Consider the following 12,322-nt stretch of genomic DNA (forward strand, 5'->3'; position numbering starts at 1 on the left):
TTAGGCACGCCGCCAGCGTTCATCCTGAGCCAGGATCAAACTCTCCGAAGAAATGTTTGACTTGCTCAATTAAAAAATAAAATTTAACGTTGACGTTTGTCGCTTTGTTCAGTTTTCAAAGTTCAACCGCCGCTCTTAAGCGACTTTACCATCATAACAAGTTGCAACCTAGTTGTCAACAAGTTTTTTATTTGTTTATCGCTTCGATGTTTGCTTTAGCAGTTCATCTTAGCGACATTTAATAATATACCATGCCTTCTTTTATTGTGCAATAGTTTTTCGATATATTTTTAAAAACTATTTTCTTGCAAACGAAACGTTAGCCAATTAATAGATACTAGCATATCTAGAGCCACACTAGCATAATGTCTATTAAATCATTATCCGCCAAGGAGGCGTTCACTTGGGTACCTTAATTGCAGCTGCACTCTATTTGTCCTTTTGCATGTCTATTCTCTTAATTTCACTTGCTTATTGGGAATCAATTCAAATGTCTAATAAAGAAGGCAAAGTCAACGGCCTTTCATTTATTTCACTTTCAACATTCAGCATGATTTTTTGTTTGTTTACTTCATATTTTTATACCATTCTTTATTAACATGCATTGTCTTCTTATAAAAAGGAGACATTTCTTTATTTTATTACAATATTCGCATTCAGTATACTTACTTATTGAAATCAATGTGATAACTTCAGTCACTTCTCTTCTTCATACGTACGATGGACAGTGAAGGAATTTGTCGAATGATTTTTTGGAACACTTTCTTTAAATTTGATAAACTACTTTTAGAAAACGCTTTCATATATACTTTAACATTATTCAAGGAGGAAACCAAATGAAACCATTGCTTGAATTAACGGTTGGAAAACTTTTAAAAGAAAGTACAAAAAAGTTTGGGCATCAAGAAGCGGTTATCTACTCTGAACAAAATATTCGCTATACGTACGCGGAATTTTATCAAGAAACCTCTCGAGTTGCAAAGGCACTTCTAGCCACTGGTCTCAAAAAAGGCGACCATATCGCTATCTGGGCTACCAATGTGCCGGAATGGTTGCTTCTTCAATTTGCAGCAGCTAGAATAGGCGCTGTTTTGGTTACCCTTAATACAAGTTATCAATCCTCTGAATTAGAGTATGTATTGAGTCATTCTGATACAACAGCGCTATTTTTCATTGATGAATTTAAAAGCACTTCTTATACGTCTATTATCACTAGTATTGAACATAATCTTCCCAAACTAAAACATCTTATAAACTTAAGTGGATCAAGCGAACATACATCTTGGAACGAGTTTTTAATGAGTAGCTTAATGGTATCGGATGAGGTTCTCGATAAGCATGAACAATCCCTACATATCCATGATGTTATCAATATGCAATATACTTCCGGAACAACAGGTTTTCCAAAAGGAGTTATGCTAAGTCACCATAATATAGTAAACAACGGCTTTTTAGTTGCTCAGTCTATGAAACTGACTAACGAAGACCGCTTATGCATCCCAGTTCCTTTCTTTCATTGCTTTGGATGTGTGCTGGGTGTTCTAGCATGCGTATCTGTAGGTGCTACTATGCTACCGATTATTGAATTTCAACCTGCCTCTGTTTTACGCACCGTAGAGAACGAAAAATGTACAGCTCTTCACGGTGTACCAACTATGTTTATTGCGGAATTAAATGCACTTGAGTTTAATCAATATGATTTATCTACTCTTCGCACAGGAATCATGGCTGGTTCTAATTGTCCAGCAGAAGTAATGAAACGAGTCATACATGACATGGGCATCAATGAAATTACGATCGCGTATGGTCAAACCGAAACATCTCCTGTAATCACCCAAACAACACCAACTGATTCTATCGAGCGGCGAGTACAAACGGTTGGCAAAGTTCATAATCATGTACAGATTCAAATTATTAATCCAGTTACAGGTAAACCAGTTTCTTTCGGAGAACAAGGAGAACTTTGTGCAAAAGGATATTTAACAATGAAAGGGTATTATAAAATGCCGGAAGAAACAGAAAAAACAATTGTAGAAGGTTGGCTACATACAGGAGATTTAGCTACCATCGATAAGGATGGCTATGTAAAAATTACAGGACGTCTAAAAGATATGATTATTAGAGGCGGAGAAAACATTTACCCAAGAGAGATTGAAGAGTTTTTATATAGAATACCCGAGGTAGAAGATGTGCAAATTGTCGGTATTCCTGATCCAAAGTATGGAGAACGAGTTGCTGCATGCATTAAACTCAAGCAACATTCTTTTCTTACCGCTCAAGAAATCAAAGACTTTTGCAAAGGTAAGCTTGCTCATTTCAAAATTCCGGAACATATTTATTTTATAGACGACTTTCCCATGACGGCCTCCGGCAAGATTCAAAAATATAAATTGAAAGAAAAGATCGCAGCGCTTTATAAATAATCAGATTTTTTCGAATTCCACCTGTTATTATGAAGAAAAGTTTACTATACTGATACATATCTGTTTTTCTTCTTTCATACAGATATAAACAACAATGTTTATTGAAATAGGTGAAAATAATGGAAAATGAAATGTTGCTCAAATTAGGTATTTCCGCTGTACTTGGTCTTATTATTGGAATTGAAAGGGAACTAAAACGAAAGCCTGTTGGTTTAAAAACATCTCTCGTAATTTCCATTATTAGCTGTTTACTCACAATTGTTTCGATTGAGTCTTCTCAAATTTTTAATAAAGGTGATCATATCACAATGGACCCGCTTCGTCTGGCCGCTCAAATTGTTTCTGGAATTGGTTTTTTAGGGGCGGGCGTCATTTTACGAAAAGAAAATGACAGCATCTCAGGGCTTACAACAGCGGCTATTATCTGGGGAGCAGCAGGTATAGGCATTGCTGTAGGTGCAGGGTTTTATCCTGAAGCTATTACCGGAGTTGTACTGCTCATTATCAGCGTTGAACTTCTTCCCTTCCTTATTACTATTTTGGGGCCTAGGCAACTGCGCGAGAAAGAGCTTATTCTTCAACTCAAGCTGGCGGATAAGCACAATATCTTTGATACAACTAATAGCATTAGAGAAAAGAATATTACAATTAAAAATATTCGAATCAAAGATTTAGACACCAATGAATTGTATATACGAATGAAAGTGTCAGTTAATAACCAGCGCCCTACTACAGAAGTGTATTACGAAATTCAAAAAATCAGCGGTATTCGAAGCATTGAAGTTGAAAATGTATAAATAAAAAACGGCCAACTGGCCGTTTTTTATTTGTATTTTTTAATCTGTTGTAAAAATTCCCGCTGTTTTACTAGAGACAGCCGGTATTGATCATCGATAATTTCTGTTAATAACTCATGTTTACGGCTCTTTGACACATTTAATCTGTGGATAAGAACTCTGCATTCATACAAAAACTGTGTATACTGTGTGTAACTCTCATCATAATTTGCGGATAAGTCTTCTTTGATTCGCTTTGTCAACAAAGGGCTAGCGCCATCTGTGGATATTGCTAGCGATAATCTCCCTCTAGAAAACTGTGCAGGAATTTGAATATTTCCATCGGAAAAACTGCTGGCCATATTAACCAACTGATCATTTTTAATATGCTGCTTAACAAACTTATTCACAGCTTGATCATTTGTAGCCACAACAATTAAAAAGACATTAAGTAAGTCTTCTTCTCCTACTTTTTTTCTTTTTACACGCAGCTGATCTTTAGCTTCCCATTCATTTATTTCAGCTGAAACAGTTGGAGCAACCACTGTAATGGCTGCTCCTTCTTGTAAAAAACCTTTAATTCTACGAGTTGCGATTGTTCCGCCCCCAACTACTAAGACCGAACGACCCTTTAAATCAAGCATAACGGTATACATCGTATTGATTTCCTTTGCTGGATAATAACGTTTTTACTTGGTGACTTAAAATGTGTGCAAGTCCATCATGATAACCTAGGTAGTTGGCTAAGATAAACTGCTGGGCATCTGTTGATAGCTGCTCCAATTCTTCCTTAATTTCGTTCATTAAAATACCGGTAAACAAAAGGTATGGAAGAACGAATACTTGCTTATACGAAGTTCGTTTAGCAAGGTGCAGGCCTTCTTTTAAATTAGGAGAAGCTGCAGCTAAATAGCATGTGCTCACTTCTTTAAAAGCACCTTTCCCTTTTAGCAGTTGAGCTATTTCGTTAAAATCTTTTTTTACAGCAGGATCACTGCTTCCTCTACCGACCAACAATACCATCGAATCTTCATGCTTATCCACATTGGTTTCATTGATTCTCTCTACCAAGATATCAACAATTCGTTCGTCTACGCCGAACGGTTCTCCGTACAGCACCTCTACCTGGGGATAACGTTCATATACTTTGTGTATTTCTTCGGGTATATCATGCTTTGCATGCGCAGCTGTTAATAACAGAAGAGGCACAATTGCAATACGAGTAGCACCTTGTTCAATACATGCTTCAAATCCTTGTTCAATAGTGGGGGAAGCTAGTTCTAGGAAACAAACTTCTTGAATCGGTACATCTAGATTTTTTTTACATCTTTCAATAAAAGCAACTGCCTGATCAGCGCCTTCTTTTACGCGGCTGCCATGGCAAACATATAAAACTGCATCCATATAATCAACCTCTTTAGTAAGCTTCTTGTGCAAACGAATAGTAATGCTGTCCAGTCTTCTCAAACCAATTTAATCGGTCATGAAAATTCACAACTTCACCAACGATAATCATACTTGGATTTTCAATTTGTTCTTCTTTAACAATATCAACAATTGTACCAAGAGTTCCAGTTACAGTGCGCTGGTCCGCACATGTTCCCCAGTGAATCAATGCAATTGGCGTAGCTGAGGTTTTTCCGTGTTTCATTAACTGTTGGCAAATGTACGGTAAGTTCCGCACCCCCATATAAATTGCAAGAGTATCTACACCTTTGGCTAGGCTATCCCATTTGATTGCATCATGCTCGCTATCTTTACGATGACCTGCTACAAAAGCAAAGCTTGCGCTGTATTCCCGGTGAGTGACAGGGATTCCTGCATAAGCAGCGGCTGCGATGCCTGATGTAATCCCTGGAACAATTTCAAATGAAATGCCCTGCTGCACGAGAGCTTCTGCTTCTTCCCCTCCGCGTCCAAAAACAAATGGATCTCCGCCTTTTAAGCGCGTTACAATTTTTCCGTTTTTAGCGAATTTCACTAAAAAGTTGTTAATTGTTTCTTGCTTGAGGGTATGGTAGTTCGGAAGCTTTCCGCAGTAAATGATATCTGCATCACTTTTAGCATACTCCAGCAGGTCCTTATTCACTAAACGATCATATAAGATAACATCTGCTTGCTGAATTGCTTTTAACCCTTTTAATGTAATTAAATCTGGATCTCCCGGTCCTGCACCGACTAGATATACTTTCCCCATGAATGCCTTTCACCCTTCCATCATTTCCACGTCTCCGCAGCGCTCCCACATTTTAATTTGAATTAGAACAGCGGACAAAGTCCGCTGTCATTTAGATAAATTTTCGGTTAGCTAAATATTCAATAACAGTTTGTACACATTCTTCTACAGACTGTGTGCTTGTATTAATTGTTAATTCAGGATTAGCCGGTGACTCATACGGAGAATCAATTCCTGTAAAATCACGAATTTCTCCGCTTCTTGCTTTTTTGTAAAGGCCTTTTGGATCTCTTTTTTCACATTCTTCTAACGGGCACTCCACGTATACTTCCAAAAATTCATTCCCCTCTAAGATCTCACGCACTTGAGCTCGGTCCTCTTGGAATGGAGAGATAAATGCTGTTAGTACCACTTGACCGCTGTCTACAAACAGCTTAGAAACCTCACCGATACGGCGAATATTTTCTGTACGATCTTCAGCAGAAAACCCTAGATTCTTATTTAAGCCGAAACGAACATTGTCACCATCTAATACATAGTTGCGAATATTTTTATCAAAAAGCGCTTTTGCCACTGCGTTTGCTACGGTAGATTTACCTGAACCCGAAAGACCTGTAAACCATAGTACAAAACTGTGATGATTATTTTGCTCGCGTCTTTCCTCTTTTGTAATTCCAGCATCATGCCACGTAATGTTTGTTGATTTGCTCACTTCAACCGCTCCTTATTTTGAAGATACTTTTTGTTTTGCTAATCCATTAATTAACACTTCAATTACTTCTTTACGGCTGAATGTGCTTGGTGGCACTTCTCCGTTACGAAGCATTTCACGTACCTTTGTTCCAGATAGAATCATATGATCTTCCTTGCTGTGAGGGCATGTTTTCGTTGATGCCATCGCTTCACATTTCTTGCAATAGAAGCTGTGTTCAAAGAATAAAGGTGTAATTCCTAATTCATCTGCTGTAAAGTTACTGAAGATTTTTTGTGCGTCATATGTTCCATAGTAGTCACCAACACCAGCGTGGTCACGGCCTACAATGAAATGTGTGCATCCAAAGTTTTTGCGAACCATTGCATGGAAAATAGCTTCTCTAGGTCCAGCATAGCGCATCGCAGCAGGGAAAACTGCTAAAGCTACACGATCGCTAGGATAATAGTTCTCTAAAAGTACTTCATAACTTTCCATACGGATATCTGCTGGGATATCATCTGACTTTGTTTCTCCTACAAGTGGATTTAAAAACAGGCCGTCTACAATTTCTAATGCCGTTTTTTGAATATATTCGTGCGCACGGTGAACAGGGTTACGAGTTTGGAATCCAACAACCGTTTTCCAACCGCGTTCTTCAAATGCTGCTCTTGTTTCAGTAGGATCTAGGTAATACTTTTCAAAACGCGTTTTAGGTGTACGTTCTACAAGTACGATTGGACCTGCTACATATACATTTGGGCGTTCCATCATTTTTTTCACGCCAGGATGAGCAAGTTCTGCCGTGCGGTACACGTTCTCCGCTTCTTTTTCTTTATTTGGGGTATATACTTCAGAAACTTCTAAAACACCATACGTTACGCCGTTTTGAACAAGTTTTACTTTGTCGCCAATGTTTAATTCTTTAGCTTGCTCTTCTGTTACAGGAAGAGTGATAGGAATACTCCATACTGTTCCATCTGCTAAACGCATATTTTCAACAACTGATTGATAATCTTTTTCTCCTAAAAATCCTGTAATTGGGCTGTAAGCACCAATTCCAATTAGTTCTAAATCACTTAGGGCCATGTTATCTACTTCGATTTCTTTTGTTAGTGACGTGTAGTCATATGTTGGTTGATATAAATTAATTAATTCTCCACCGTGTGCTTGAATTGTTGTCATTTTGTAAAATCCTCCTTAAATAATTAACACAATATAATAAAAAGCACTTGAATCACGCAGTCATTTTTTCTTTTTCCGACTGCAAGCTTGCTCTTTTTCTTCTAGTCGCTCTAGCTAAGCTTAGAACACCTGCTGTGGCAATACATCCGCTAGCTAGCACCACAAATGAATATAAGTCGCTTTCAAGTACTAATTTCACAAGAACATATGAGATTACGAGTGAAAATACAGGGGAGACCACCCAAACCTTTAACATTTGAATGACAACTTCGCGCTGTTCTTTCGTGAATCCCGTTTTCGCTGCTCCTATTCCAATAATAGAAGACGTAGTGACCTGTGTAAGGGGTACTGGCAAACCAAACAGTGAAGCGACTGTGACAAGAGAAGCACCAGTACCCGAGATAATGCACCCTTCCCCTATAGAATAGCGAGTAATTTTTTTCCCGTTTGTTTCAATAACTCGGCCTCCTAGTAAAAGAGCTCCGAGCGCCACTGCCAATCCTCCTGCTATGACACCCGTTGTGGCATCCATTAATCCAGCTCCTACTAGAGGACCGACAGCATTTGCCACGTTATTCATTCCAGCTGAGAAGGCTTCAAAGAATCCCGTCGCTATAACTAAAATCGTTAAAACTCTTTTCCACGTTCCCTTTGCTTCTTTTTTATGCGCTCCGCGTTTTATCACTTTTCCAATCAAAAAAGCAATGACAAATGAAACCAGCGGAACAATAATCCAAAAAGACATGACAACTAAAAGTTTTTCCACATACAGAGATTGATAAGCTACGCCTACTCCAACAACTGAACCAACCGTTACTTCACTTGTTGATAGAGGAATACCAATTAAATTCGCGAAAAAGAGTGACAGCGTTGCAGCAGCCAGAATGATAATAACTAATTCTACTGACAGCAATTTTTCAGGTATGATACCTGAACTGATGGTTTTTACCACCTCGCCGCCTCCGATAATGGCTCCGAGCACAATACCTACAGCACAGATGAACAGGGCTACTCTTTTCTTTTTAATCGCACCGGAGCCGTATGAAACGCCCATAGCTGCTGCTGCACCGCTTGCCCCAATATTCATTGCAAAAAAAAGCGCAATGATAAAGGCAACATATAAAAGCATCATTTATTCAGCTCTTTCGTATTTAAGATTCGTGTAATCCGCATTCAACTTTTTGTGTACCTGCCCATCTTCCTGAACGTAAATCGTCTACATTGTAGGCAGGTGCGGTACAGGGCTCACAGCCAATACTTGGGTAGCCTTGATCATGAAGTTTGTTATATGGTAAATCATGCTTATACACATAGCGCCAAACTTCTTTCCAGGACCAATGAATTAACGGGCAGACTTTCACTTTCTTGAATTTCTCATCTTTATTAAAATAATTCGTGTTGGCACGAGACTCAGACTGCTCGCGTCTCAAACCAGAAATCCACGCATCATAAGGAGCAAGAGATTCCCTTAGCGGGATGATTTTTCGAATTTGACAGCATAGGTTAGGCTGACTCTTCCAAAGTTCATCTCCATGTTTCTCAGCTTGTTCTGCAAGCGTTAAATCCGGTTTTTTCATATGAATACGCAAATCAGGAAAGCGTTCTTTAATTGCATCAATTACTTCATATGTTTCTTTAAAATGAACGCCCGTATCTAAAAAGACAATTTCAGCATCTTTTTTCACTTTTGAAATTAAATCAATTAACACGATTCCTTCGATACCAAAGCTTGATGCGTAAATAATTGAATCTCCGTAGGTATCATACGCCCACTGCAATGCTGAAAGAGCTCCTTTTGTTTCATCTTCACTGTCGAACTCTGGAAATGTATCACTCCAGTTTTCGTACGTATATAAGTCTGCCATTTTCTTCACTCCAATTCTTAGTTATCCGCGTTATCCAATAAAAAAAGACGGTTTTACCCACTAGAATTGGATAAAACCGCCTCTAGTGTGTCTAGTCAGCGAAACTATTTAATTCTTACTTTGCTTCGACATGCTCAAAAATTTGTTTTAAGTCGGGGGTTACAGTCATTGGTGTCCCTCCTCAAATTATCGCTTGCGCTATATCAAAATAAAAAGTCTTCCATATTGAAAGACTGGGTAGGCAATAAATTTTCACCTTATCTTTCAAAATGATACACACTTTGCTGGAATTAGCACCTTGCTAAGCAGGTTGCCGGGGTTCAGCGGGCCAGATCCCTCCACCACTCTTGATAAGCATTTTTTAAAAATTTTAGCATATTTAGAATATTTGTCAACATTAAAAATCATATATCCGATAAGAAAACTATACTTTAAATTCACAGAAATATCTATACTTTTATTTAAAACAACATATGTAAATTTAACCCAAACGTGAACATATCAATTTATAAAACGCTTTCTTTTTTCTCCAACTTTTTATATTCTCTTGCTAAATAAAACACAAAACCTCACTATAAAATTAATAAGGGATTTATAAGCTTTACGGATAATTCACCCACATTAGCACACATTACAGATAACACTGACTGACAGATAGGAGCTATATAAGATGGAGAGACAACCTTTTCAATTAGACGATACAATTAAAAATAATGTGCGAACATATTTACAGCAGATTTCAACTGAAGCCTCTAATTTAATTAAACATTTAGACACGAGTGATCATTGTATCCTATGTGATTTTGAGGAGATGAGAAGGTTATTTCAAGATGTTCAAGCTACGGCTGCCTCTTATTACTTGCGCCATTATTTATCGCCTTATACATTTGAATATGCTGCTCTGTCTTTAGCTATTCATAACCTTTCGGAGAAACGTCACGGCGCTTTAATTGTCATTGAACGGGAACAAAATGTAGACCCTCTTATTCAAAAAGGAATGCCTATTCAAGCTCCTGTCAGCGCTACGCTAGTTGAGACGCTGTTCTATCCAGGGACACCCTTACATGACGGAGCCGTCCTAATTAGAAATAATCAGCTTATTTCAGCTGCTAATGTTTTACCTCTTTCGTCTATTATTTTAACGAACAAAAAATTGGGAACACGTCACCGTGCAGCCATTGGAATGTCGGAAAAATCGGATGCATTAATTTTAGTTGTATCTGAAGAAACAGGCAAAATTTCGTTTGCTCTTGATGGAAGCCTCTACCCTATTCACTCCAGCAAAAATATGATTTAAGAGCCCTTTCCTGATAAGCAGCCCTATCTTGACTTCTATATCCTTTCTCTTTAATATATTTCATAGTTTTTACATACTATAGATACGGGTGATGCATATGACAATTTTAAAATTTGAACATGTAGGCGTTCAAGTAAAGGATATAGAAGAATCGATTGAGTTCTATACGCAAAAAGTGGGATTAGAGCTCATCGAAAAACTACCACATACCGATCCGTCTTTGAAGCTAGCTTTTCTAGGTTTAGAAGGCAATGTAATCGTAGAGTTAATTCAAGGGTATAACTCAAGCTTACCTAACGAAGGGAAAGTTCATCATTTTGCGCTGGCAGTAGACGGAATTGAAGAGGAGTTTGAGCGTTTAAAATCAGCAGGCGTTTCATTTGTGGAAGAAAACATTGTAACTTTGCCAAATGGAGCAAGATACTTATTTTTCTACGGTCCAGACAAAGAATGGATTGAATATTACGAAGTAAAAAGATAAAGATATCTTATACCTTCAGTGAAAAATGGTCATACTGTGGCTATGACTAATCACTGGAGGTTTTTTTATGATGGAATGGCTATTATTTCGACTTTTTCGTCGTTCTATTTTAGTGCGGCTTCTTTTTATTATCGGCTGCCTTGTTCTGCTTTTCGGCATGCTTATACATTTCCTAGAGCCGCAAACGTTTGGGAATGTGTTTGAAGGAATTTGGTGGGTTATTATTACAATCTCTACTATAGGGTACGGTGATTTTGCTCCGACCACTACGATTGGAAGGTTAGCTGCAATTATTTTAGTTCTGATCGGAACGGGATTTATTACTACTTATTTTGTCACGCTTTCTAAAATTGCTGTTTCCGCTGAGAGCGCTTATTTGGAAGGGAATTTAAAATTTTATGGAAAAGATCACTTCATCGTTGTTGGGTGGAATGAGCGCGCCAAACTCGTGTTAGAGTATTATCGCGACGCATTTCATAAAGAAGACATTGTGCTTATCGACGACTCTCTGACTAAAAATCCCATGATTTGTGATCGCGTTCATTTTATTAAAGGAAGTCCCTCTCATTATGAAGTATTAGAACTTGCCAACGCTCGGTACGCAAAAAAAGTGCTGATTACTGCCGATCAGCATAAGACAGAAGAATATGCAGACATGAATACTATTGTTACGTTAGTCGCTCTGCAAGGATTGAACCCTTCTATTTACAGCATCGTTGAACTTTTAACAAAAAAGCATATTCAAAATGCACAAAACTTGGGGGTGAATGAAATGATTAAAACAAACGAGTTGATTAGTCAAGTCATGTACGAACATATTTTTGTGAAAAAATTAGAGAGTTTAAAAAAAGAATAGTTCCTTCAATTACTGAAGCAGCGCATTTTCTGCCTCTCTAATTAGCTCTTCTCCTAAGCTGATATACTTTTCTGGAAATGAAGCGTCTGCGTCTTGGGGCTCTGCAAACTGATTAAATGAAGCACTAACATTTCCATTGTGAACATCGTCATCTAGACCAATTTGATATTTATGTGAAAGTAAAAATGGCGTGCCAATCTGTACGGTTGTTCCTTTAGAATCCAGCTCTCCATTCGTAGCTGTAAACGGGATACGTAAAAACTGATAGCCGACTTCATCGTTCATCTTATAGTCAAATGAACCATGGTCGTAATCCCAATTTCCTCCAATGTTATACCCAAGCGGCTTAAGCGTTTTTTCTAATTCGTAAAGCTTGAATAATGTTCCCTCTAATCTTGAAGATAATTCAATCATGTTATCCCTCCTCTGTTTTAACATGTCCTTTTTCCAGCGTTTTATCCTTTATCTCAAAAGCAAAAAAGAGGGTGAGACATAACTAAATGAATCCAACCTAAAGACGAACAAACTGGATAAAGCAGCTCATATAAATCGCTTGCGACACCGCAGTTGAT

General features: G+C 38.0%; 14 protein-coding genes and 1 riboswitch. Of the genes, 6 read left to right on the forward strand and 8 right to left on the reverse strand.

What is annotated here, in order from left to right; genetic code table 11:
- Nucleotides 1-403 precede the first annotated feature (403 nt).
- From ACFX4G_RS14665 to ACFX4G_RS14675, 3 genes are all read left to right on the forward strand, one after another.
- A complete protein-coding gene (locus ACFX4G_RS14665; protein WP_025752735.1) occupies nt 404-598 on the forward strand; it encodes a hypothetical protein in 195 nt (64 codons plus the stop codon).
- A 238-nt stretch (nt 599-836) separates the two neighbouring features.
- Nucleotides 837-2,423, forward strand: coding sequence for an AMP-binding protein (locus tag ACFX4G_RS14670; protein WP_377575466.1), 1,587 nt, complete (start codon nt 837-839; stop codon nt 2,421-2,423).
- Between the two features lie 119 nt (nt 2,424-2,542).
- A complete protein-coding gene (locus ACFX4G_RS14675; protein ID WP_013059577.1) occupies nt 2,543-3,220 on the forward strand; it encodes an MgtC/SapB family protein in 678 nt (225 codons plus the stop codon).
- A 26-nt stretch (nt 3,221-3,246) separates the two neighbouring features.
- Here ACFX4G_RS14675 and ACFX4G_RS14680 read toward each other — a convergent pair whose 3' ends face one another.
- From ACFX4G_RS14680 to ACFX4G_RS14710, 7 genes are all read right to left on the reverse strand, one after another.
- A complete protein-coding gene (locus tag ACFX4G_RS14680; protein WP_377575469.1) occupies nt 3,247-3,855 on the reverse strand; it encodes an NAD(P)-binding protein in 609 nt (202 codons plus the stop codon).
- Nucleotides 3,836-4,603 (reverse strand): sirohydrochlorin chelatase, encoded by a 768-nt coding sequence (locus ACFX4G_RS14685; protein WP_097824842.1) that lies wholly within the window; start codon nt 4,601-4,603, stop codon nt 3,836-3,838. The genes ACFX4G_RS14680 and ACFX4G_RS14685 overlap by 20 nt, the downstream gene beginning before the upstream one ends.
- Before the next feature lie 13 nt (nt 4,604-4,616).
- Nucleotides 4,617-5,396, reverse strand: a complete 780-nt coding sequence (gene cobA / locus ACFX4G_RS14690) for a uroporphyrinogen-III C-methyltransferase (protein WP_377575472.1) — start codon at nt 5,394-5,396, stop codon at nt 4,617-4,619.
- A gap of 91 nt (nt 5,397-5,487) precedes the next feature.
- A complete protein-coding gene (gene cysC, locus ACFX4G_RS14695) occupies nt 5,488-6,087 on the reverse strand; it encodes an adenylyl-sulfate kinase (protein ID WP_014457932.1) in 600 nt (199 codons plus the stop codon).
- A 12-nt stretch (nt 6,088-6,099) separates the two neighbouring features.
- Entirely contained in the window at nt 6,100-7,251 is a 1,152-nt protein-coding gene (gene sat / locus ACFX4G_RS14700; RefSeq protein ID WP_097824843.1) for a sulfate adenylyltransferase, read from the reverse strand.
- A gap of 52 nt (nt 7,252-7,303) precedes the next feature.
- On the reverse strand, nt 7,304-8,383 hold the full coding sequence (locus tag ACFX4G_RS14705) for a sulfate permease (RefSeq protein ID WP_377575475.1): 1,080 nt from the start codon (nt 8,381-8,383) through the stop codon (nt 7,304-7,306).
- A gap of 19 nt (nt 8,384-8,402) precedes the next feature.
- On the reverse strand, nt 8,403-9,116 hold the full coding sequence (locus ACFX4G_RS14710) for a phosphoadenylyl-sulfate reductase (protein ID WP_025752724.1): 714 nt from the start codon (nt 9,114-9,116) through the stop codon (nt 8,403-8,405).
- Nucleotides 9,117-9,370: 254 nt separating this feature from the next.
- A riboswitch (SAM riboswitch) is annotated at nt 9,371-9,473 on the reverse strand.
- Between the two features lie 313 nt (nt 9,474-9,786).
- Between ACFX4G_RS14710 and cdaS the strand changes: the two genes are divergently transcribed.
- The 3 genes from cdaS to ACFX4G_RS14725 all read left to right on the forward strand — a co-directional run bounded on the left by cdaS (nt 9,787) and on the right by ACFX4G_RS14725 (nt 11,750).
- Nucleotides 9,787-10,413 (forward strand): sporulation-specific diadenylate cyclase CdaS, encoded by a 627-nt coding sequence (gene cdaS / locus ACFX4G_RS14715; protein WP_043977196.1) that lies wholly within the window; start codon nt 9,787-9,789, stop codon nt 10,411-10,413.
- A 97-nt stretch (nt 10,414-10,510) separates the two neighbouring features.
- Nucleotides 10,511-10,894, forward strand: a complete 384-nt coding sequence (locus ACFX4G_RS14720; RefSeq protein ID WP_013059586.1) for a VOC family protein — start codon at nt 10,511-10,513, stop codon at nt 10,892-10,894.
- Between the two features lie 67 nt (nt 10,895-10,961).
- The gene (locus ACFX4G_RS14725) at nt 10,962-11,750 is read left to right on the forward strand and encodes a potassium channel family protein (RefSeq protein ID WP_230183977.1); all 789 of its coding nucleotides are present in this window, start codon (nt 10,962-10,964) and stop codon (nt 11,748-11,750) included.
- Between the two features lie 9 nt (nt 11,751-11,759).
- Here the strand turns inward: ACFX4G_RS14725 and ACFX4G_RS14730 are convergent, their stop codons facing one another.
- Nucleotides 11,760-12,164 (reverse strand): YugN-like family protein, encoded by a 405-nt coding sequence (locus tag ACFX4G_RS14730; protein WP_097824845.1) that lies wholly within the window; start codon nt 12,162-12,164, stop codon nt 11,760-11,762.
- Nucleotides 12,165-12,322: the final 158 nt, after the last annotated feature.

Origin of the sequence: Priestia sp. YIM B13486, assembly GCF_042787865.1 — a bacterium.
Classification (GTDB): Bacteria; Bacillota; Bacilli; order Bacillales; family Bacillaceae_H; genus Priestia; species Priestia megaterium.

What these genes read in the sequence shown, in the direction of transcription:
- ACFX4G_RS14685 (WP_097824842.1), bottom strand. Translation starts at nt 4,603, where the DNA reads ATGGATGCAGTTTTATATGTTTGCCATGGCAGCCGCGTAAAAGAAGGC.
- ACFX4G_RS14720 (WP_013059586.1), top strand. Translation starts at nt 10,511, where the DNA reads ATGACAATTTTAAAATTTGAACATGTAGGCGTTCAAGTAAAGGATATA.
- ACFX4G_RS14710 (WP_025752724.1), bottom strand. Translation starts at nt 9,116, where the DNA reads ATGGCAGACTTATATACGTACGAAAACTGGAGTGATACATTTCCAGAG.
- cobA (WP_377575472.1), bottom strand. Translation starts at nt 5,396, where the DNA reads ATGGGGAAAGTATATCTAGTCGGTGCAGGACCGGGAGATCCAGATTTA.
- ACFX4G_RS14675 (WP_013059577.1), top strand. Translation starts at nt 2,543, where the DNA reads ATGGAAAATGAAATGTTGCTCAAATTAGGTATTTCCGCTGTACTTGGT.
- ACFX4G_RS14730 (WP_097824845.1), bottom strand. Translation starts at nt 12,164, where the DNA reads ATGATTGAATTATCTTCAAGATTAGAGGGAACATTATTCAAGCTTTAC.
- ACFX4G_RS14680 (WP_377575469.1), bottom strand. Translation starts at nt 3,855, where the DNA reads ATGTATACCGTTATGCTTGATTTAAAGGGTCGTTCGGTCTTAGTAGTT.
- ACFX4G_RS14705 (WP_377575475.1), bottom strand. Translation starts at nt 8,383, where the DNA reads ATGATGCTTTTATATGTTGCCTTTATCATTGCGCTTTTTTTTGCAATG.
- ACFX4G_RS14670 (WP_377575466.1), top strand. Translation starts at nt 837, where the DNA reads ATGAAACCATTGCTTGAATTAACGGTTGGAAAACTTTTAAAAGAAAGT.
- cdaS (WP_043977196.1), top strand. Translation starts at nt 9,787, where the DNA reads ATGGAGAGACAACCTTTTCAATTAGACGATACAATTAAAAATAATGTG.
- sat (WP_097824843.1), bottom strand. Translation starts at nt 7,251, where the DNA reads ATGACAACAATTCAAGCACACGGTGGAGAATTAATTAATTTATATCAA.
- ACFX4G_RS14725 (WP_230183977.1), top strand. Translation starts at nt 10,962, where the DNA reads ATGATGGAATGGCTATTATTTCGACTTTTTCGTCGTTCTATTTTAGTG.